The following is a 22,211-nucleotide window of genomic DNA, read 5'->3' as shown; positions in this document are numbered from 1 at the left end:
ATTTTCCCGCACAGCTAACTCTTTAGCCATCGCTCCAATATGATTTTCAACTCTTCCGTCTTAAAAGGTTTAGACACGTAATCATCCATTCCGGCCTGAATGCAGTGTTCACGATCCCCCGCCAGAGCATGGGCTGTCATAGCAATGATCGGGATTCGCTTACCGGCCCCTCTCTGCTCGGCTTCACGTATCTTGCGTGTGGCCTGATACCCATCCAACACCGGCATTTGGCAATCCATAAAAATCAGATCAAACTGGCCCTGATTATAGAGTTCCAACGCAGCAGCTCCGTTTTCAGCCACATGAACATCAAACCCCATCCGCTCAAGCCGCCCGCAGGCCACCTGCTGATTTACCAGGTTATCCTCCACTACCAGCAGCTTACGGTGTTGTAATGGCACAACCTTGCCTTCCGATTCTATAACCATGTCGGCGGAGTTTTTCTCCCCAACAGCAACAGACAACGCAGCTCGCAGTCGCTCGAAGCGCAAAGGCTTGGTGACAAACGTATACAGCAAGCGTTCTTCGGGGGTAAGCCTCTGTCGCTGCTGAGCGGTCCCAGACACAATAATCTGCGCATTGCTGAATCGCTGGGTAAGCAGAGATGCGGCAAGCATGGGGTGAACCACATCAATACCTGCGTTAAGGCTCATAATGACACCATGGTAAACCTGATCTCGCGATTCCAACCGACCTAAAAAGCTTTCCATATCGGTAACCGCATCGGTTCTGCCGCCCATAGCGCCAAGATAGGATGCAAAACTGGACTGGGCCGCCCGGCTCGGTTCCAACAATAAAAAGCGGGCCGAACCAGGTGCAAATATGCGCTCCTGCTCATAGTTTTGCTGCTCTTGGAAATACACTTCAAACCAAAAGGTGCTGCCTTTGCCAGCATCACTCTGCACCCCAATATTGCCCTCCATAAGATGGGTCAACTGTTTGCATAACGCCAAACCAAGGCCTGTACCACCGTATTCTCGGGTCGTAGAAGTATCAGCCTGAGAGAACTTCTCAAATATCAGATTCCGTACATCATCCTTAATGCCGATGCCCGTATCACACACCTCGAATCGAAAGCGCTTGCGAACACCAAAATCCCCTACCAGCCGGAACATCACCAAAATGTGGCCACTTTCCGTAAACTTGATGGCGTTACCCACCAGGTTGATGATTAATTGCTTAAAGCGCACTGGATCCCCGATCACTTTGCTTGGGGTCGATGGCGTCCAATCCAAAGCAAGCTCCAGCCCTTTGCTCTGAGCCGATTCCGCAACGATAGCAAATACTTCTTCCAGACACTCCCGTAAGTCAAACGGAATGGACTCCAATACCAGCTTACCCTGCTCAATCTTGGACAGATCGAGCACATTATTGATCAGCTCAAGCAACACGTGTCCCGACTCATAGGCCACACTCAGGTATTCACGCTGCTCCTCATTCAATTCAGTGTCATTCATCAGTGACAGCATACCCAGAACGCCATTCATAGGCGTTCTCAGCTCATGACTCATATTGGCAAGAAAGTGGGCTTTGGATCGCGCGCTGGCTTCTGCAATACGTTTATTCTCTTCCGATATGCGGATAGCGCGGTTAGCCTGCTGCAAGGCTTTTATGGTCTTCTCAAGATTTTCATTGGTGATACGCAACTCCTGGGTGCGCTCCTGAACTTCCGCTTCAAGCTTAAGGTGCTGCTTGCTCAGTTCTGAATCACGCTCACCTATGGCATGCAGCATTTTATTAAATGCCTCCGCCAGCTCCCCCAGTTCATCGCTGGTATGGCCATCCACTCGAACCGTGTAATTACCCTCTTCGCTGACAGCTTTGACAGCATTCAACACCTTGTGAATCGGCTCTGTAACCAGCGCAATCATGCGACGAATAATCAGTAACGATACAATCAGCGCCACCACAAAAACACCGGCCATAATCCAGAAGCTTTGGCTTTTATGTTCCTCCACCTGCGCCAAAGAGGAATACACAAACAAACCGCCCACGGGCCCTTGGCCATCGTCAATCTGCTCAAACAGAAACACACCCTGGCGAGAGAAAATCACCGAGCGCTCATTGTCGCCGGGCCATTGCAGGCGCCCACCGTACAAATAAGCGTAATCCGTTTCGGCCAAAGGTTTTCCTTCACGATTGTAGTAAGCAATGACTTGCCGGTCGGCATCAAACACGATGACTTCGATAATGGCTTTATCCACTGAATAGGCATTCAATAGGTGCTGTGCCTGGGCTGTGTCACGGGCTGTAAGAGTGGGCAAAAGAGACTGAGCCATCATGCGGCTCTGGATACGAAGATCGTCGATAAAATGTTCGCGATGCTCTGATCGCTCGGAGATAACAAAGTACAGTAAAGCAGAAGCAAGCGCAGCGATGACAACGATGAGGTTTATAAGCACCAGCTTGTTTGCAACGGACAACCGATCAAACAATTGCTTCACACAATTATCCCCCTATCCATGACCGCAGAAAACGCCGCAGTATGTTCGTGAAGTTGAATCACTTCGTACTTCCCTGATACCCAATAGTGCACTGAGCTTTATTCTAGTTCTGTATTACTGTCTGACAAATAATATTAACATCAAACAATGTAGAATGTATAACCTTCAGCGCTGACCGGAGTTGGGTGCAAGCCTCAGCAGCATCAGTTTATTCAACTCCTCCAATTCGTTTTTGCTGTCTTCATATAAATACGAAGCGAGCCCGCGGCGAGAACGGGCATGGATAGCATCAACCTGTTGGCCGGACAACACATCATATATGCCCACCATGACAACCAATTCGTCGGTCTGGGCATCGTCCTTTTCTTCACACTCCCCCAGGCTGGTTTTCACTTCGCCTTCTGCATTCGTGCATTCCTGCAATCGCAGGGGTTCAATGTTGGGCCAGTTTTCAATGCGGGGGTACATCAAGATGTTGGCTTGACCGGCAGCAGCTGCCGCCAACGCCTGATTGAGGTTTTGCGGTTTATCAGCCACATCAACATGGGAAAAATAACGCTTGAGGTGGCGGGCAAGCGCATCACGTGCCAGCAGATTCAAGTCGTCGATGTCCTCGCTGCGAATACCGTTTTCAGCGTAAGCCACCTGTATTCGATAGTGCGGGGCCAATGCCAGTTGTTGCTGGCGGGTAACCTGGCGACTGCCCACCGGCGACATTTTATCAAAAGAATTGGTAGAGGCATTGGCAATATACGAATCTGAGCTGCAAGCACTCAAAGTCAAATTCATAGCCACACTTGCGGCTATACCCAAAGCCATTAGTACGATTCTGGCGCGCAAAATAACGTTCCCCCGTTGCATATCCTGCCTTCAGTATAGTTAACGGGGCGATAAGGGAAAGTGGCTATATTTCAACAGGCTGCATTAACAGGCAGCTGCAGCCTATCGTTTGCGGCGGTTGGCCATGCGAATACCAACATCCGCCAGGAAGTTAAAGAAACCGTCCTTATCATCGATGAATTCCTGGTAAAACTTGGAGTGATGCAGTGCCACTGCACCGTGTACCAACGCCCAGGCAGAAAAAATATGAAAATAAGGCGGCACGTCTTCCAAGGTGCCATCGTCAATTTTTGCCTGAATCTCACTGGCCAGCTTATCCATGTTACTCGCACGTATTTCATGCAACTTGGCAACCAAATCCGGGCAGGATGTTTTGTTGGTCAGTTTGTGTTCCAGACGATCAAACAAGGCATATCGATCGGGATCTCTCATTCTGAACGAAAAGTAATCTTTAGCCAGCTGCGCCCGATCCTTGGATTCACCCTGATTGAGGCGATCAAACATCTCCGCCAGCTCTTCTTCATACCGAATCATCAACCGCAGGTAGATTTCGTCCTTGGTTTCGAAATGCTTATAGATGGTGCCTTTACCAATATTAACCGCATCGGCAATCATCTCGACCGTAACTTTGTCTTCCCCGTGTGCGATAAACAGCTCCTGGGCACGCTCCAGAATTTCTTCTTCACGTTTGCGAAATTCCTGCGCCTTCTGGCTGGCTTTCTGCATATCAGTCATCTATCTAACTCCGACACCGCGATTTGGTGCGCAATTATGCGCAATTTGGTCACTTTTTCCTATTCCTTATGGGCTAATTATGCAGGTTTTTGTCCTCATTAGCTCTATAGATCAATAGGTTGTAGAACAATCTAAAAGCCCAACACAAGATGACCTTTGAGTCATTTCACCTCACACTATAGACTATCCGAATAAAACAAGGAGGATGTAAACCCGTGCCAGACATCTCGCTCCACCAGGAATTCCCGTTGGATTCGTCTATTTGCTACCTGAACCACGCCGCCGTAGCCCCCTGGCCCAAACGCACGGCTGACGCAGTATGCGACTTTGCGCGAGAAAACACACAACGAGGAGCCGCCAACTACCCTGCCTGGATGAAAGTCGAGCAGACACTGCGTAACCGCCTAGCGGAACTGATCGGCGCTCAGTCACCCCGTAATATTGCGCTGCAGAAAAACACATCAGAGGGCTTATCGGCCATCGCCTATGGTCTGAATTGGCGTGCTGGGGACACAATCGTCATTACCGACCAGGAATTCCCCAGCAACCGTATCGTATGGGAATCACTCGCCGATAAAGGTGTAACGCTGTGCGAAGTTTCCCTGACCAGTGCCTCCCCTGAGCATGCTATTATTGACGCCCTGGATGAATCGGTGCGCTTGTTGTCGGTCAGTTCAGTTCAATATGGAACGGGGTTGGTACTGGATCTGGATGTTCTGGGTGAAGCCTGCTCCCAAAAAGGCATTCTGTTTTGCGTCGATGCCATCCAAAGCATTGGAGCCCTCCCCTTCAACGTGAATCAATGCCAAGCGGATTTTGTTGTGGCTGATGGACATAAGTGGATGCTGGGGCCCGAAGGTCTGGCTCTGTTCTATGTGAGCGATCAGGCCATGGATAAGCTGAGCCTAAACCAATACGGCTGGCACATGGTGGAAGATCGCGGCAACTACAACGTCAAAACCTGGGAGGTAGCGCAGGATGCCAAGCGCTTTGAATGTGGAAGCCCCAACATGATGGGAGCATACGCACTCAACGCCAGCCTCAGCCTACTACTGGAATACGGCATGGACAACGTCCAGCGAGAACTGCTGAGTAAGGTGGCTTTTCTGGAGCAAGCGCTTATAAGACATAATGACCTGGAGCTGATAACCGACACGGAACGAACACGCAGATCCGGTATTTTGACTTTCCGTCACCGTAAAATAAGCTCAGAATCATTGTATAGTCAGCTGATGGCTCAAGGCGTGATTTGCGCCTGCCGTGGAGGAGGCGTTCGATTCTCGCCACACTTTTACACGCCCGAGTCTCAGCTGGCCCGAGCAGTTGAACTTATACCCGCCTAGCAACATAGGCGACAATCAGGATAATGTATGCAGGTGTTTAAACAATTCATCGCCTTCATTCTGGAATGGCTTACTCGTCCAAGAGAACCCAAAGATCACGGGCTCAGCGACTTTGACCGTATACGCCTGGAAATCAAACCATGCGATGTGGTCTTAGTGGAGGGTACCAGCCGCTCCGACAGCGTGATCCAGACCGTTACCCGCAGCCCCTGGAGCCATGCAGCGCTCTACATTGGCCGCCCTCTGGATATAGTCGACTCCGACCTGAAAACCATCATAGGTCATTTCTTTAATGGATCCCCAGACACTCCTCTGGTTATCGAATCACGGCTGGGGGAAGGCATTGTAGTTAACCCGCTTGACCTATATGAAAATGAGCACTTGCGCGTATGTCGCCCCAAAAGCCTCAATGAAAAAGACGCAAGCCAAGTGGTTCGTTTTGCGGTAAACCGTCTTGGTTCCCACAAAGGCGGCGGATACCTGTTTGATCTGTTCCGCTTTTTCTTTCCATGGGGAATGTGGCCTACAAACTGGAGAGGCAGCAGTTTTCGTCGCTGGGCGGGACGACACACCAAAAATGTAACGGCCGCTTTCATCGCAGAGTGCTTCGGATTTATTCAGTTCCCGGTTTATCCGCTAGTAAAAATTACCGGTGATCAGGGTGTTCAGTTGCTACGACGCCACCCCATACTCTGTATGCCCTATGAAATCGACCAATCACCTAACTTTGAAATCGTTAAGTACCCGTTTATAGATTTCAAACTGTATGAGCATGAGCGACTGATTCCGTGGAAAGGCAGCGGCGTATATTCTGGCATGGAACAGGATCCTGCTTTGGTGTTTCAACCCAATAACACCAACAAGGAAAGCAATACCGAAGATAGCGCCGTTTCGGTTGATGAAAGCAAGGTAACCCCCATCAACTCTCGACAAGACTGAGTGTGTGTAAAATGAAGCTTTCAATTCACTTATTCGAAATGCTTTTACTTTTGGTATTTTTAATCACAAATAAATTTAACCGTTTACTGGATGTTTCAGGATCCTCAGCAATACTTACCATTACTGATGTTGCTCACTTCCCCCCAAACGTGAGAATTGCATTGGTTGGGTCGCCTTGTGTGGTCCAGGTACCGAGGATCGAGTACCGCATATTTAACTCCTATTGGTCTTAACCCGGATCCCCCCCCAGGCTCCGGGTTTTTTTTGGCGAAAATAAATAACAATAGTTCAAGGCTGGAGAGCAACACCCAATGCGACACATCTGCATCTTAGTGTGTTTGATTAGCTCAACAACGTTCGCTACACCAAACAACCCAGACGAAGACATTCGCTGGCGCTGCCTTGGAAAACAAGTTGCGGAACTGGCCACTAACCCAATTCTGATTACAGATGTAAACAACTACAACACCTCACCTCCTGACCCCCACAAAATTGATAGGGTATGGCCCAAACTAAGAGAATCAGACAGTGTACTTAACGCCATAATAGCTAATCCGTCAGCAGATGCGATGCGTAAATGGATTGCTAATATTTCAATTCAAGGAGAAGGCTTATTGATTGGGCGAAATGGCGGGCTAGTTGCAGCAACCGAGAAAACAACGGACTTTTGGCAAGGGGATGAAGCGCAATTTCTAAGAGCCATCAACTTAAAACAGGGAGAAGCCTATTTCCAATCCGAGACACTGGATGAAAGCACCCACCTGATGTTGGTAAAAGTATCAACACCGATATACAACCCCAGAGCCAAACACGCCATTGGCGTTTTAGTCATAGGCTTCGATCAATTTGTAATTGATTTTTCCCAACCCTGTAAAGGTGAAGCTGGACACTAAGCACTGGACTCTAAGCAACGGTAACCTGATTTCGCCCATTTCTTTTAGACACGTACAGAGCTTCATCCGCCACACGAATAAGTTCGTCTTTATCCACAGTATTCTCTCCCAGCATGGATAGCCCCAAACTGATGGTAACAGTCAGTTCGTGCCCTTCATGGATAACCCGGTGATTTTCAACAACGGCACGTATGCGTTCTGCCACTTCCTCAGCATAGGGCATTGTGGTGCTGGGCATGATGATGACCATCTCTTCGCCACCGTAACGGGCAACAACATCGCAATCACGGCAATGGGATTTGATCAGCTGAGCCACCTCCCGCAACACAAGATCGCCGAGCTGATGCCCCCAAGTATCATTAAACTGCTTAAAATGATCTATATCGATAAGAATAAGACCAAGGCCAAGCTGGTAGCGCCGCGAACTGGCAAACTCCTGCCGTAACATGTTTTGAAAATATTCGTGATTAAACAAGCCGGTCAGCCCATCAAACGATGCCTTACGTGACAGCTCCAGGCGTCCAGCAGCTGCCATACCGATGATTTCAAGGGTGTCAAAACGTTCTTGAATAAAACTACCTACAGCCAGGTTATTCTCCAGATAAAGCAAACCAATCAGCTCGCTCTCATCAGCGCTGCCGGTCACAATAGACAAGCAAAGCAGTGAACGAATCCCATTTTTCTGGATATAGGGATCCACAGTCAAACCAGGTATATCATCAACCGCCTGTTGAGCATCATGCACTACGATACTGGCCTTAGTGCGAATGACATAGTTGATCAACGATCGTGGCAAACGCTCATCGGTTAAAGGCAGTGAACGTAGGACATTGGATTTGCTGCCATCAACACTGGCCTCCCCTTCTATAAAGAACTTGCCCTCGGCGTTTCGCAATATTAACAAGCCCTGTTGCGCTGCCGCGAACTCCAGTGCCGACGCCAGTATCAATTCCACCATTCGGCCATGAGCCTTCTCTTCAGCGATGGCTTTCAACGCTTTCATCAATGCGGTGATGTCGATACTAACCAACTGTTCGGTACGTGTGGTGCCCCCCAGTATGGTTGAATCCTTATGCCGCACTGCTCTGATCAGCTGAGGGTAACGCTGTTGCAAGTTTTCAACTTTAGCCAATGCGCCCCAGCGCTGATATAGCTCAAGAGCTTGAGCAAGATAAGGCATACCGATGGTCATTCGTCCTGCTGCACAATGCATCGCACCGCACAGCTCGTTTGCAAGTGCCTGTTCATGGATAAACCCCTGCTCTGCAGCAAGCCGAATCGCTTCATCATACCAAGGATGCGCCTCCAGCCCTTTCTCCATAACTCGCAAACGCTCAGCCTCAATCAAACAGTATTTGTTACGAAAATTATCTGGGTTGTTTTTAGACCAAGCTTTCATTTTTGCTTGATTCCCGGCTGCCTTTCGCATCAGATTCTTGCGTTCTTTGCGAGTGGCACCGTGGACATTGGCAAACCGAATCAGCGTATCGAGCAACGTCATCCGCGCTGACATAAAGAATCCCGCAACACTGGCATCATCGACCGACATCGTATCGGCTTCAATTAACGCACCCTTGACGTCGCCGAAAAGGTAACGAGTCAATAACGTCATATCATGATCAATTACGATCAGGCTTTTATCACCTTTCTTCTCATGTACCTTGCGCTTTGCCTCTACATCATAATGTTTACCAATAAGCACTGTTGGATCTTTCGCTTTACCACTCATGTTCTCGCAGAACTGCAAATAGATATCCACGTAGTCAAGCGTATCTCCCTGGTGCAACTGTTTTATTGCGCCGTGATACTCCCTCAACTCGGACTGCAATGTGTCCAAATCAAGCCCCGAATCCAACTGATCTATCATGCGCACAACCAAGGCCAATACCGCGTATTCGAAATCCCCGTTCTCTATAGCCAGCCTATAGGCCTGCTGCAAAGGATCAATACAGTTGCGCAATGGCTCATGCCAATGACGAACCACCGCGTTGTAAAGATGTTCAACCCGAGCGGCCATAGCACGAGACTTAAAGCGCTTGGTTAACATGAGAGCAAGCTTACCAAATGCATCGCCTTTCCCAGACTTGTACAAACGACTCGCCAACACCATACCGTAGAGCGTCCAGGCATTGAGTGCGTGTACGCAGTGGCCGTGCTTATACTGAATACGCAGGGAGCGGAAGGCCATCATCGACAACAGTTCCGGCTGCAGAAACATGGCCGGAGCCCCAATACGAGAACCGATCAGATGCGCAGCGATATGACGGGGATCAGTCATCGCGGGCAACGTTTCAAGCTTTTTGATATCAACTTTACGCAGATAAATAATGCTCTTAAACAACTCGATCATAACTTGAAGTTTATTGGGCTTATCCGGATAGTGGTAATCCAATTTAGCTATGACCGGCTTTGCTAGATCCAGAGATTCCTGCAGACGTCCTTGTGCAATGAGTGCTGATATCTGCACCAGGTATAAATCTATTTTATCAATCAATGTTTTTGCACCGGCGTAGCCCGCCTCTAACAGTTTTTGCAACGCGCTGTAATCAGCTAATGAATAAGCGGCCTCTGCCGCTTCATTATGCAGTTCAAGCGTGAGTTCGTATGCTTGCTGCCATGAATCTTCAGGCAGCAAGCCGAGCGCAAAGTTAAAATAGCTCTTAGCTGCATCATAAGCAGTCGATGCTTTCGCGCGCTTGCCTGCCAAAAGGTTCAGTTGACACAGCTGCGCCCGTTCTGCAGGATCATTGATCAGCTTGATTGCGAAGTTCAGACTGTTAGTAATATCAAAAAGCCGCTCATGGCGTTTTTCATCGTTTAATCTGCGTAACAACAAGTGCCCGATTTGCAAATGGACCTGCTTGCGTCGCGCTTTATCCAGTAGCGCATAGGCCGACTGCTGTATGCGATCGTGCGCAAACGCAAATTCAACCGTTACCTCATTCAGCTTGCGATCTTTCAGCTCCATAATCTGATAGGTATCGCCGATCGGAGCAATCACTCCCGCTTTCATTGCCGATTTTATCCCGGCCTCGATCTGCGCCGGATACTGATCAGAAACAAGCATCAACAGACTCAAAGGAAAACGGTTTCCTATACAGGCGGCGAGCTTAATCAGTTCCAGAGTTTGTGGCTCCAGCTGGCATAATTTTTCTGCCATCAGATCAACCACATTGTCTGTGATTTGTTGTTGGCGGATTAGATCAACGTCGCCCGTCCAACACCGCAACCTCGTATCAAAAGCAATCAGCCCTTTTTGATGCAGGGTTTTTAGAAATTCCTCTGTAAAAAATGGATTACCTGCTGTTTTCTGTTGAATCAGTTGCGCTAAAGCCATGACATCGTCACGCTTCAGGCCAAGCGTATCACTAAGAAGAGCCGCGAGATGCTCTAGGCTCAGAGGGCTAAGCCTAATTTCTTCAACCGGGCACCCATGTTCTGCAATGGACTTAATACTGAGTCTCAGCGGGTGCCCCTGCTGCACTTCGTTATCGCGAAACGCCCCAATCACCAACAAATATGGCAATTTTGATTCCGGATGAATTAATGACTCCAGCAGATTGAGACTGGCATTGTCCGCCCATTGCAAATCATCCAGAAAAATAGCCAGCGGGTGCGCTGCACTGGCAAATACCTTTATGAATGCCATAAAAACCAGATGGAAACGCTGCTCTGATTCCAGCGGTGGTAAAACAGCAACGTCCGGCTGAGGCCCGATCACCAACTCCAGCTCCCGCAGCAAATCCACCATGATCTGACCGTTAACACCTACCGCTGCAAGAATTTTCTCCCGCCAAGTGGCGAGCCGCTCTTCGTTCTCTGTAAGTAGCTGGCGCACCAGATCACGCAACGCTGCAACCAACGCGCTATAAGGCACATTCCGATGCAGTTGATCGTATTTCCCCGCGATAAAAAAACCACGTCGCTCGGTAATGGGCTTATATATTTCTCGTATCAGGCAGGTTTTTCCGATGCCTGAATATCCTGACACCAGCATCAACTCGTTGCTGCCCTGGCTAACCCGCTCGAAGCTTGCCAGCAACTGCTTTACTTCCTGCTCCCTGCCATAAAGGGTTTGAGGTATCTGAAAGTGCTGACTAATGTCATCCGTGCCCAACGCAAACGGTTCGATGGTGCCTGATTGATTCAGTTGATCCAAACAGCGCTGTAGATCGGCCTTTAACCCTTGTGCGCTTTGATAGCGGTTCTCAGCCATTTTCTCCATCAGCTTCATTACAATGTCGGAAACTGGCTGAGGTATGGTGGGATCGATCTGGAATGGTGTCGGTGGTTGTTTGGCAATATGGCAGTGAAACCATTCGATAGGCTCACTGACCACAAAAGGCAGTCGACCCGTAAGCAGTTCGAATAGGGTAACGCCGAAGGAATAGAAGTCACTGCGATAATCCACCGAGCGATTCATGCGCCCGGTTTGCTCCGGCGAAATATAGGGTAGGCTGGCCTCCACCACTTTAGGATTGGCAATCGCCGCCTGCTCGCGCGTTAAATAAGTTGAGATACCAAAATCAATGACTTTTGCCTTCCCCGTGTCCGGGTTGTAAACCACGTTCGAGGGTGTGATGTCTTTATGAATGATGTTAGCGCTATGAATGTCACTGAGGCCCTGCGACAACTGAATGGCTATTGAAAGCAACTCCGGCAGCGAAATGGTTCTGTTGCTCTCGATCAAACGACTGAGAGATACCCCGCCAAAGTCCTCCAGCACGATCATTGGTCGGTTCTGGAACTGCTCTAGACCAATAACCTGAATCACGCCATCGGCATTAAATTGTCTGGCAATATCATATTCATGCTTAAGGGAGGCCGTGGAATCCAGTATATCGCCGTCGTCGCGCAATGCCTTTAGCATGACACTCCTGCCGTCAGACAGGCGTTCAGCCCGATACACTCTGGTGGTACCCTTATCAAAGATCATTTCATGTATCTTGTATCCGGGCAAAAGATCCTGATTTGGGGATTCAGGGGTCATAGGTATATATCCAAGAACGTATAGTTGAGCGAGGGCGGCAGAACCCGATAACCCGCTGATTTAATAACTATAGCTCAGATATTTTAAGGGTGTATCTGCAGAATTAATTACCCTCTGGTTGCACCAGTGCCTCCAGATCAGCCTCGATCTCACCTTCGGCACTTTCCTTCAAGGAGTCAGGTATTTTCTTGCGGGCTTTGGCTCCCAGCACTTCCAATTGCTCTATCCGGCGAACCAAATTGCCTTTCCCAGAAGCCAAACGCCGATGGGCGGTGTCATAAGACTGACGCGCCTTATCAATCTTATCACCTACATCCTGCAGAGATTCTGCAAACAACACGAACTGATCATGCAGCCCTCCAGCCTGACGGGCTATCTCCAACGCGTTGCGGTTTTGATATTCGTAACGCCAGATATTGTGAATGGTCTTCAAGCTCACCAACAAGGTGGAGGGGCAAACCAACATGATGTTGCGATCAAACGCCTGCCCAAACAACGCTGGGTCCGATTCCAGCGCTTTAAGGAAAGCAGGCTCGATAGGGATGAACATCAGTACGTAGTCCGGTGCGTTGATGCCATAGAGATCCGGGTAGTTTTTGGCACTGAGATCCCGGATGTGGGACTTGATGGAGTCTATATGGGCCAGTAAGTGCTGCTCATTCAACTCATCCTCGTTGGCGCTGTATCGCTCCCATGCGGTAAGTGACACCTTCGAATCAATAATGATGTGTTTGGCATCAGGCAAATGCACAATCACATCCGGGCGTAGTCTCTGGCCATCTTCATTGCTGTATTGACCCTGGGTTTCGTACTCACGCCCCTTCTGTAAGCCGGATGCCTCCAGCACCCGTTCCAGCACCATTTCACCCCAGTTACCTTGGGTTTTGCTGTCACCTTTAAGGGCACGGGTAAGGTTAAGGGCCTCAACCGTCATTTTACTGTTGAGGTCTTTTAGTGCCACGATCTCGTTAAAGAGGGATAAGCGATCGCGGCTTTCTTTGTCATACACGTCTTCCACGCGCTTTTTGAAGTCGGATAGCTGTTCTTTCAAGGGAGTTAGGATCTCTCCCATATTGCTTTTGTTCTGCTGGGTGAATTTCTCGCTCTTATCCTCAAACAATTTATGGGCAATGCTTTGAAACTCCAGTTTCATTTGCTCTTTGGCTTCCTGCAAGAGCTGAATCTTCTCATGGGTTTCTTTTTGCGATGCCTCCAGGCGGGCCCTAAGATCGGTTACCTGCCCATGCTCACGCTTAAGTTCTCCCTGCAGCTCGGACAATAATCGCTCTTTCTCTGCCAGTTTTTCTTCCAGTGCTGCCTGCTGACGCCCTTGCTCCTGGGCTTGAGCCAGCGCCCGCTCGAGCTGACTGGTCTGCGCCCGCATGGCGTCCAGTTGCTGTTGCTGCTCTGCGCTTTGCTGCTCGAGTTGGGACTGTACATGCGCCCTTTGTTCTTGCACTTGCTGATGCAGAGCCTGCTCCCGTTCGGCCTCAGAGCGAAGTTTTTGCAGTTGCGCCTGGGCTCGAAAATGCCCAATCAAGCCACCAAGAATCAACCCCAACGCCAGGCCACCACCCAGCACCGTTAATATTTGAATATCCATGTCAGTTGGCTTCTCCGGTGCCACAGGCCTTGGCAAACAGGGTAAAAAAGTTATCGGTCGTCACTTTGGCCACATCTTGCAACGACACACCTTTTAGTGCGGCGACTTTTTCAGCCACTTCCACTACGTACTGAGGCTCATTCTTTTTGCCACGATGAGGCACGGGTGCCAGCCAAGGGGCATCGGTTTCCACCAGCAGGCGATCCAGAGGCAGAGCTTTCACCACATCCCGCAGTTCGGTGGCATTGGCAAAGGTGACAATGCCCGATATTGAGATCATAAACCCCATATCAACCGCTTGTTTTGCCATGTCCAGATCTTCGGTGAAACAGTGTAGTGCGCCCTGCACCTCCCCTTTCCCATGATCACGCAGGTAGGCCAGCGTGTCTGCTTTGGCACCGCGCGTATGGATAATAAGGGGCAACTGTGTTTGTCTGGCAGCCTCTATATGGGTGATAAATCGATCCTTTTGCCACTGCAGATCCCCTTCACCGTAAAAGTAGTCCAACCCCGTTTCGCCAATGGCCACCACTTTGGGGTGTCGGGCTATCTCGATCAGGTCACTAAGCTTTGGCTCTCGACTCTCGCGATACAGCGGATGCACACCGACTGAGGCAAATACGGCCTCATGCTGTTCTGCCAGCCCTACGACGTCGTCAATATGCTCCAGATCGATACCAATACACAAAATGTGGTTCACCTGACGCTCAAAAGCCGCCTGCAATGCTTTGTGCAAGTCGCCACCATGGGCGCTGAGATCCAGTTTGTCGAGATGGCAGTGGGAATCAACCAGCATGAATTTGGGGTCCTGGGGTTGTGATAATCAATCGGATGGATAATGGTGTGATTTTACACGGATAGCGAGGGTGATTCGAGGCAATGCATCAGGCCGGTGCGCACCGGCTCTGAAGCCTGATTCTACATAGTGTGAGTGGGGCGATCTGACTGCAGGGCACCCGCCAGGTAGGTCTCGATCTTGGAGCGAGCGGTGTCATCCTGATCATTGAATTGAACGCCGATGCCCGCTGCTCGGTTACCCTGAGCGCCTTTGGGGGTAACCCAGACAATTTTGCCCGCCACAGGGATCTTCTCGGTTTCTTCCATCAAATTTAACAGCAGAAACACCTCTTCCCCCAATTTGTATTGCTTATTGGTGGGAATGAACAGGCCGCCATTCTTGATGAAAGGCATATATGCGGCATAAAGCACCGCTTTATCCTTGATGGTGAGGGACAGGATACCGCTTCGGGAACCGCCTATTGCCATAGTCGTCTTGAACCAAATTCACTTATGTTTGATTGTCAGTTTAGCATCTGCAAAATTCAATGCCAGCTAACGCAACCGTACCTGTGACCATTTCAACAAAATTTCTTCTAATAATAACTGAGGGTTAGGGTTAGCTTGGCTGTTCAGCAGACGCTTAACGTGCAGCAGATGATCATGACAGGCGAACAGCCGTTCCAGGTTAACCATCGTGCTGGCCGCCTGCAGATCCTGGCGTAGATCCTGATTCATGATGTCTCGCCCACCAACGGATACCAGCTTGACCAAATCGATCTGCCAAGCCAACAGCCACGCCATCAGGTCTTTCAGAGGGTACTGTGCCCAACCATCGGCTGTCCGCACCGGGTCACGTTTGCCGCTCAATACCGCCAACCACTGCTGCAATACCGTAGCTCGCTCCCCAAGCCATTCGCTTTCGTTCAGCGCCAGGGCTCGTACCGGGGCACCACCGGCGACATTCAGCAGCTTTTCGGACTTGGCAGCATCCCTCACCAGTGTATTTAGCCAGCTCAATGCCTGCTGCCGGTTCGGGATGGGGAAATCCATCACCTGGCAGCGGCTACGGATCGTAGGCAGCACACCGGTAATTTGGTGGGAAACCAGTATCAGCACGGTTTTTTCGCCGGGCTCTTCCAGGGATTTCAGCAACGCATTCGAGGAGTTGACGTTCATAGCCTCGGTGGGGCTAACCAGAACCACCCGAAAGCCGTCCAACTGGGCTTTTTTACCAACAAAGTCCACCACAGCACGAACCTGATCCACCTTGATGGCTTTGCCTGCTTCTTCCGGTTCAAGAATGGCCAGATCCGGATGGGACCCCGCCAAGTTCAGCTGGCAGCCCTTACACTTACCACAGGCCGTGTTGGCCACGGGCCGATTACACAGCAGAAGCTGAGCCAGCGCCAGCGCAAATTGGTTCTTGCCGGTACCCTCCTCGCCCCGCAGCATAAGCGCATGGGGCATCCGCCCCTCCTGCAGGCGAGCCAGCAACCCTTCCCATTGAACCTGCTGCCAGGGCATCGCCACCTGGACGTGATTCACCTCGGCCAGACTCATGGCAGCCACCGCTTGCCCAATTGCTCCAACACTATGGCCAACTGCTGCTGCACTCGATCCAATTCCTGTCCGGCGTCCACCACATGGTAACTTGAATTACCGTCCGCCCGGCTGCGATACGCGGCTCGAACCCGTTCGAAGAAGGCGACATCTTCTTGCTCAAACCGATCTAACTCGCCCCGCCCGCGGGCTCGGGCCAAGCCGATCTGAACCGACACATCCAGCAGGATCACGGCATCGGGGCGCAAATCCCCTTGTACCAGGTTCTCTAGGATGGCGATGGTCGCCTGATCCATGCATCGACCACCGCCCTGATAGGCGTAGGTGGCATCGGTGAAACGATCACACAACACCCAGGTTCCGCTTTCCAGAGCCGGTTTGATAACCTGGTTAAGGTGCTGCGCGCGGGCGGCAAACACCATCAACAATTCTGCGTTTTCTGCCACCGTTTCATCATTGCGGGGCTGCAACAGCAAGTCCCGAAGCTGCTCAGCCAGCGGCGTGCCTCCCGGCTCTCGGGTAGCAATAAAGTCAATTTTGTTGCGTTGAAGCCAACTTTTGATGTACTCAAGGTTGGTGGTCTTACCCACCCCTTCGGTACCTTCAACCGTAATAAATTTGCCGCGTGGGGTCATGAAGCCTGTATTCACTTATTGCTGTGGGCTGGAGCGATAATCGGCACGACGCTTCCATTGATACTGGCGCACCGCTTTCTCATGCTCCTGCAAAGTGGCAGAAAAGTGGTGACTGCCGTCACCTTTGGCGACAAAGTATAACGCGTTTGTTGTCTCTGGGTGCAGTGCTGCCTCAATTGCGGGTAAGGCCGGGTTGGCAATGGGCGTGGGTGGTAACCCGTTAATACGGTAGGTGTTGTAGGGGGTATAAGCCTTCAGGTGGGCTTTGGTAATGTTGCCCTTGTATTGGTCGCCCAAACCATAGATCACGGTGGGGTCAGTTTGCAGGCGCATCTTCTTATTGAGGCGATTCACAAACACCCCGGCGATAAGAGAGCGCTCCTCCCCCACTGCGGTTTCTTTCTCCACAATCGAAGCCATGATTAACGCCTCATAAGGAGACTGATACGGCAGACCCTCGGCTCGATTATCCCACGCCTGCTGCAACAAGGTCTGCATGCGATCATGGGCCCTAACCAGAATATCCAGATCGGAGTCTCCCCGCTGAAAATAGTAGGTATCGGGATAAAACAGCCCTTCCAGGTGATCTCGCTGTTCATCCAGTGCTTGCAGAATCTGCGCACTATCCATATCCGGCAGGCGCTTGATTAAAACTGGATCAGCTTGCAGGGCCGTGATGAATTCACGGAATGTATGGCCATTGATCAAGGTGACTGAATATTTAACTACAGCGCCGGATTGAATTTGTTTTATAAGTTGCTGAGGCGTTGTGCCCACCAGCACACGATACTCCCCCGCCTGGATAAGGTGTCCCAGTTGATTAACCCTCGCGTACCAACGCAACCAACGCCCGTGCTCAATCAGGCCTTGCTGCTCCAGCTCATTGGAAAGACGATAAAGGGATGATCCCTGAGGCACTTCCAACACTTGATCTTGGGTCAGCTCCATAGGCGTCTCAGCCCAATGGTTCAGCCAGGAAACACCGTACAATGCAGCGGCAACTGCGCTGCCAGCTAACACCAGCACCAACAAAAATAATTTTTTTAGAATTGCCAACGATCTTTTACCCACTGCTGAACTTGAGCGGTTAAGGGGCCCACCGTCCAGGTTCTGTTTTCCCAATGGCTCACCGGCCATACTCCGTAAACACTGTTGCAAAAAAACCATTCATCGGCAAGCTCGATATCCTGCAACGTGACAGGCCCAACATTTACCTTGATTCCACACTCCTGCATCTGTTCAAGCAGCCAGCGCCGCATCACTCCAGCCACACCACACTGACTTAGATCCGGCGTATGCAAACTGCCATCCTGTACCAAAAACAGATTACTGAGTACACCCTCTATGACACAGCCAGACTGACTCAACATCAAGCCCTCCTGGTATTGATCCTGGCATGAATCGGACTGAAATTCCTGACGTGCCAGCACCTGCTCCAACCGGTTAAGATGCTTAATGCCTGCCAATTGCGGATTAATAGATAAGCGAGTTTCACAGGAGTATATGCGAACACCCAACTGGGTGTATCGTTCAGGATACTGCGGAGCAGGATGCGCGGAAAAAACCCGGGAGGGACCCTGCACATTTACCGTGCCATAACCACGCCCGCCGCTGCCACGGGTAATGATCAGCTTAACAACACCGGGCTGCCGCCAACCGGGATACTGACGTATTTCTTGCTCAAGCGCGGCCCAATCTACAGCGATATTTAATCGTAGCAGCCCCTCTTGCAGACGTTGTAGATGATACGGCAGTAAAACCGGGCCATCGCAGGCAACCCGGACGGTTTCGAACACACCGTCGCCATAGGCCAACCCGCGATCAGCAACGGATACCCCATCAGCGGGAGCACCATTAACCCAGCAAGGTATCTGTGCGTGATCAGGCACGCTTGAAGATCAATGTTCCATTCGTACCGCCAAAACCGAAAGAGTTGGAAACAGCGATATCGATGTCACGCTCTTTTGCGGTATGGGGTACGTAATCCAGATCACAGCCGTCATCAGGATTATCAAGATTGATAGTGGGAGGGGCGACCTGATCCTGCAGCGCACGTAAGGTAAAGACCGCTTCTACACCACCGGCAGCCCCCAACAAATGGCCCACCATAGACTTGGTGGAACTGACCGAAAGCTTGTAAGCATGATCACCAAAAACGCTTTTGATAGCATTGGTTTCAGCAATATCGCCTGCCATGGTTGATGTGCCGTGGGCATTGATATAATCCACGGCAGAGCTGTCGATTTTTGCATCTTGCAGTGCATTTAACATCGAGTCTGCCGCACCTCTACCGTCTTCCGGTGGTGAGGTAATATGATGGGCATCACTGCTGGCGCCAAAGCCAATCAGTTCACCGTATATCTTAGCTCCACGCTTCTTGGCGTGCTCATATTCCTCCAGCATCAGCACACCAGCGCCATCTGCCAATACGAAGCCGTCGCGGTCTCGATCCCAGGGCCGACTGGCGGCTGCGGGATCATCATTACGGGTGGACAGTGCTCGGGCGGCCACGAAACCCGCCATACCCAGAGGTGAGGATCCACACTCACCACCACCGGCGACCATCGCATCCACATCGCCGTATTTGATCATGCGCGAGGCATAACCTATACAGTGTGTCGCGGTAGTACATGCTGTTGTAATAGCCCAGTTCGGCCCCTGCAGACCATACATAATCGACAGGTTGCCGGAGATCATGTTAATGATGGAACCTGGCACAAGAAACGGGCTTACTTTGCGAATGCCGCCCTTATCCATTAGCTCTTTGTTGCGCTCAATGGTTCCTATACCACCGATACCGGAACCGATGGCAACGCCAATGCGCTTACGGTTCGCATCTGTTACTTCAAGCCCGGAATCCCTGATCGCCTGAATACCTGCCACCAATCCATACTGGATGAAAGGGTCGATTTTGCGCGCCTCTTTGGTGGACATATATTCAGTGATGTCCAAGTCGCGGATTTGCCCGGCAAACCGGGTACTAAAACTGGATACATCGCTGTTATCGATGAGCGCAATGCCGCTTTTTCCATCCAGCAGCCCTTTCCACGTTTCTTCGACGCTGTTACCAAGGGGTGTAACTGCCCCCATTCCGGTGATAACCACTCTGCGACTCACGACACTTCCTCCAAACGGCTTTCTCAAAGACCTAAAAATAGATTAGCGTAAACGCTAGTTTACCCTTGTTACATTATTGTTATATACCTGAAATATCTTTCAAAAGGTTTCGTAACCAGAAGTAAATACAGGCAAGTAACTACAGGCAAAAAAAAGCCGCTGAAGTTACAGCGGCCTTTTCTAATTGAACAGCGTGCTTATAGGTTAGATTGCACGTAATCAATCGCTTCCTGAACCTTGGTGATTTTCTCAGCTTCTTCGTCAGGAATTTCAGTTTCGAATTCTTCTTCCAGAGCCATTACCAACTCGACGGTGTCAAGAGAGTCGGCTCCCAGATCTTCGACGAAAGAAGAATCATTATTGACTTCTTCCAGTTTAACGCCAAGCTGCTCGGCAACGATTTTCTTAACGCGCTCTTCGATATTGCTACTCATTTGACTCGTATCTCCTGTGAATTGTCCCTACAGAAATTAGGGTTTTATAGTTTATATAAAGCATTGCACCCGTTACAACCTTTTCAAACAAACAGAAGGAATCATAACCGGCACCATCAAACCAGTGCGGCAACTATATCACATATACATACCGCCATTAACAGGAATTGTTGCTCCTGTAATGTAACCAGATTCTTCACCGGCCAGGAAGGAAACCACTGCTGCGATCTCCTGCGGCTGACCCAGACGACCTGCTGGAATTTGCGCTAACATAGCCTCTTTACTGGCGGCAGGCAGCTCTTTGGTCATATCCGTATCGATAAAGCCCGGAGCCACCGAATTGACGGTGATACCACGGGAGCCGATTTCCTTGGCCAGCGAGCGGGTAAAGCCCTCCAGGCCTGCCTTGGCAGCACTGTAATTGGCCTGCCCCATGTTTCCCATCAAGCCAACCACTGAACTGATATTGATGATTCTGCCCCAGCGGGCTTTGGTCATGCCGCGCAAGCAGGCTTTGCTCATGCGATAAACCGAAGTAAGGTTGGTATCAATCACCTGATCCCACTCTTCCTCTTTCATGCGCAACATCAGGTTGTCGCGAGTAATGCCCGCATTGTTTACCAGCACCTGAGGCACGCCATATTCTTTCTGAATTTCATTCATCACCACATCAATATTGGCGGGATCCGTTACATTCAGACAGAAGCCACGACCATTGCCGCCCGCTTCCTTGATATAATTGGTTATATTTTCAGCGCCGGACTCAGAAGTAGCTGTACCCAGCACCACCGCTCCCCGCGCTATGAGTGATTCCGCGATAGCCCTACCGATCCCTCGGCTGGCACCGGTTACCAGCGCCACTTTACCTTCTAGGGACATTTCGCACTCCTTATTCGTTGTTATGTTAAATGATTAGCTCAATGCCTCAAGCGTGCTGTCAAACCCGGCTTGATCTTGCAGCGAGTTTACGTTCATACCGCGCACCACTCGCTTACTCATACCACACAGCACTTTGCCGGGGCCGCATTCTACCAGCGTCGTGATGCCTGTGGCAGCCATAGTGTTCACAGAAGCCACCCAAAGCACCGGGCTGTAAAGCTGGGCGATCAATTTGTCGCGTATCCTGGCTGGGTCCAGCTCAATTTCTGCATCAATATTATTTACCACTGGCACAACCGGACGCTCAATCGTCGTCGCCCGTAATTTTTCCGCCAGCTCATCACCTGCCGTTCTCATCAAATCCGAGTGGCACGGCACGCTCACTGACAGGGGCATAGCCTTTTTGGCACCCGCCTCCTTCGCCAGCACCACCGCTCTGTCCACCGCCTCGGCATGACCGGCGATCACAACCTGTCCAGGAGAATTAAAATTAACCGCCTGTACTACTTGCCCCTGGGCAGCATCAGCACACACAGCGATCGCTTTGTCATCATCCAGACCCAGGATTGCTGCCATTTTCCCCTGGCCGCCAGGGCATGCATCACGCATTAACTCACCACGGCGCTTAACCAGCTCCACTCCCTGCTGAAGAGAAATAGAACCAGCGCAGACGTAGGCAGTGTACTCACCCAGACTATGACCGGCCATCAGCGCGGGGCGGATCTCGGTAGCGGCGCACCATGCGCGCCATGCTGCCACACCAGATACAAACATGATTGGCTGGGTGACTTCGGTTTGGGAAAGCAATGCTTCCGGCCCCTGCTGTGCCATCGCCCACATATCCTGGCCGAACACCTCAGACGCCTCATCGAACGTTTCCTTGACCTGCGGATGAGCCTGGTTCAAATCAGCCATCATGCCGACTGATTGTGAGCCCTGACCAGGAAAAACAAATGCGAGTTCTTTATTCATGAAATACCCTGATACCATTGTCTATTCTGCGACACTCGAATTTCAAT

The 22,211-nt window shown here is 50.5% G+C and carries 18 protein-coding genes; 3 read left to right on the top strand and 15 right to left on the bottom strand.

Annotated elements, in window-relative coordinates:
* Nucleotides 1-14: 14 nt before the first annotated feature.
* The 3 genes from Kalk_RS20415 to Kalk_RS20405 all read right to left on the bottom strand — a co-directional run bounded on the left by Kalk_RS20415 (nt 15) and on the right by Kalk_RS20405 (nt 4,010).
* Nucleotides 15-2,444: a response regulator gene (locus tag Kalk_RS20415; protein ID WP_101896015.1), complete on the bottom strand. Its 2,430-nt coding sequence runs from the start codon at nt 2,442-2,444 to the stop codon at nt 15-17.
* A 165-nt stretch (nt 2,445-2,609) separates the two neighbouring features.
* On the bottom strand, nt 2,610-3,233 hold the full coding sequence (locus tag Kalk_RS20410) for a DUF4823 domain-containing protein (RefSeq protein ID WP_158643615.1): 624 nt from the start codon (nt 3,231-3,233) through the stop codon (nt 2,610-2,612).
* A gap of 153 nt (nt 3,234-3,386) precedes the next feature.
* On the bottom strand, nt 3,387-4,010 hold the full coding sequence (locus tag Kalk_RS20405; protein ID WP_199768112.1) for a TetR/AcrR family transcriptional regulator: 624 nt from the start codon (nt 4,008-4,010) through the stop codon (nt 3,387-3,389).
* Between the two features lie 233 nt (nt 4,011-4,243).
* Between Kalk_RS20405 and Kalk_RS20400 the strand changes: the two genes are divergently transcribed.
* The 3 genes from Kalk_RS20400 to Kalk_RS20390 all read left to right on the top strand — a co-directional run bounded on the left by Kalk_RS20400 (nt 4,244) and on the right by Kalk_RS20390 (nt 7,194).
* Complete coding sequence (locus Kalk_RS20400) at nt 4,244-5,362, top strand: aminotransferase class V-fold PLP-dependent enzyme (protein WP_101896420.1); 1,119 nt, start codon at nt 4,244-4,246, stop codon at nt 5,360-5,362.
* Between the two features lie 27 nt (nt 5,363-5,389).
* The gene (locus tag Kalk_RS20395; protein WP_101896012.1) at nt 5,390-6,301 is read left to right on the top strand and encodes a C40 family peptidase; all 912 of its coding nucleotides are present in this window, start codon (nt 5,390-5,392) and stop codon (nt 6,299-6,301) included.
* 311 nt (nt 6,302-6,612) lie between these two features.
* Entirely contained in the window at nt 6,613-7,194 is a 582-nt protein-coding gene (locus Kalk_RS20390; protein WP_101896011.1) for a hypothetical protein, read from the top strand.
* Nucleotides 7,195-7,204: 10 nt separating this feature from the next.
* Here Kalk_RS20390 and Kalk_RS20385 read toward each other — a convergent pair whose 3' ends face one another.
* The 12 genes from Kalk_RS20385 to fabD form a co-directional block, all read right to left on the bottom strand.
* Complete coding sequence (locus Kalk_RS20385; RefSeq protein ID WP_101896010.1) at nt 7,205-12,184, bottom strand: diguanylate cyclase; 4,980 nt, start codon at nt 12,182-12,184, stop codon at nt 7,205-7,207.
* Nucleotides 12,185-12,287: 103 nt separating this feature from the next.
* A complete protein-coding gene (rmuC, locus tag Kalk_RS20380) occupies nt 12,288-13,787 on the bottom strand; it encodes a DNA recombination protein RmuC (RefSeq protein ID WP_101896009.1) in 1,500 nt (499 codons plus the stop codon).
* Nucleotide 13,788: 1 nt separating this feature from the next.
* Nucleotides 13,789-14,583 carry a TatD family hydrolase gene (locus Kalk_RS20375; protein WP_101896008.1) on the bottom strand — a complete coding sequence of 265 codons (795 nt, stop codon included), beginning with the start codon at nt 14,581-14,583 and terminating at the stop codon, nt 13,789-13,791.
* Nucleotides 14,584-14,705: 122 nt separating this feature from the next.
* Nucleotides 14,706-15,053, bottom strand: a complete 348-nt coding sequence (locus tag Kalk_RS20370) for a PilZ domain-containing protein (protein WP_101896007.1) — start codon at nt 15,051-15,053, stop codon at nt 14,706-14,708.
* Between the two features lie 66 nt (nt 15,054-15,119).
* A complete protein-coding gene (locus tag Kalk_RS20365) occupies nt 15,120-16,127 on the bottom strand; it encodes a DNA polymerase III subunit delta' (RefSeq protein ID WP_101896006.1) in 1,008 nt (335 codons plus the stop codon).
* Complete coding sequence (gene tmk / locus Kalk_RS20360) at nt 16,124-16,762, bottom strand: dTMP kinase (protein ID WP_101896005.1); 639 nt, start codon at nt 16,760-16,762, stop codon at nt 16,124-16,126. The genes Kalk_RS20365 and tmk overlap by 4 nt, the downstream gene beginning before the upstream one ends.
* Before the next feature lie 15 nt (nt 16,763-16,777).
* The gene (gene mltG, locus Kalk_RS20355; protein WP_199767975.1) at nt 16,778-17,818 is read right to left on the bottom strand and encodes an endolytic transglycosylase MltG; all 1,041 of its coding nucleotides are present in this window, start codon (nt 17,816-17,818) and stop codon (nt 16,778-16,780) included.
* Nucleotides 17,806-18,633, bottom strand: a complete 828-nt coding sequence (gene pabC / locus Kalk_RS20350) for an aminodeoxychorismate lyase (RefSeq protein WP_101896418.1) — start codon at nt 18,631-18,633, stop codon at nt 17,806-17,808. The genes mltG and pabC overlap by 13 nt, the downstream gene beginning before the upstream one ends.
* Before the next feature lie 10 nt (nt 18,634-18,643).
* Entirely contained in the window at nt 18,644-19,879 is a 1,236-nt protein-coding gene (fabF, locus tag Kalk_RS20345) for a beta-ketoacyl-ACP synthase II (RefSeq protein WP_267892409.1), read from the bottom strand.
* Between the two features lie 197 nt (nt 19,880-20,076).
* Nucleotides 20,077-20,313, bottom strand: coding sequence for an acyl carrier protein (gene acpP / locus Kalk_RS20340; RefSeq protein ID WP_101896003.1), 237 nt, complete (start codon nt 20,311-20,313; stop codon nt 20,077-20,079).
* A gap of 138 nt (nt 20,314-20,451) precedes the next feature.
* Nucleotides 20,452-21,192 (bottom strand): 3-oxoacyl-ACP reductase FabG, encoded by a 741-nt coding sequence (fabG, locus tag Kalk_RS20335; protein WP_101896002.1) that lies wholly within the window; start codon nt 21,190-21,192, stop codon nt 20,452-20,454.
* A gap of 33 nt (nt 21,193-21,225) precedes the next feature.
* Nucleotides 21,226-22,164 carry an ACP S-malonyltransferase gene (fabD, locus tag Kalk_RS20330; protein WP_101896001.1) on the bottom strand — a complete coding sequence of 313 codons (939 nt, stop codon included), beginning with the start codon at nt 22,162-22,164 and terminating at the stop codon, nt 21,226-21,228.
* Nucleotides 22,165-22,211 lie beyond the last annotated feature (47 nt).

It is taken from the genome of Ketobacter alkanivorans (genome assembly GCF_002863865.1).
GTDB lineage: Bacteria > Pseudomonadota > Gammaproteobacteria > Pseudomonadales > Ketobacteraceae > Ketobacter > Ketobacter alkanivorans.
The sequence above is the reverse complement of the archived record's forward strand: the minus strand, read 5'-3'. Positions and strand labels throughout refer to the sequence as shown.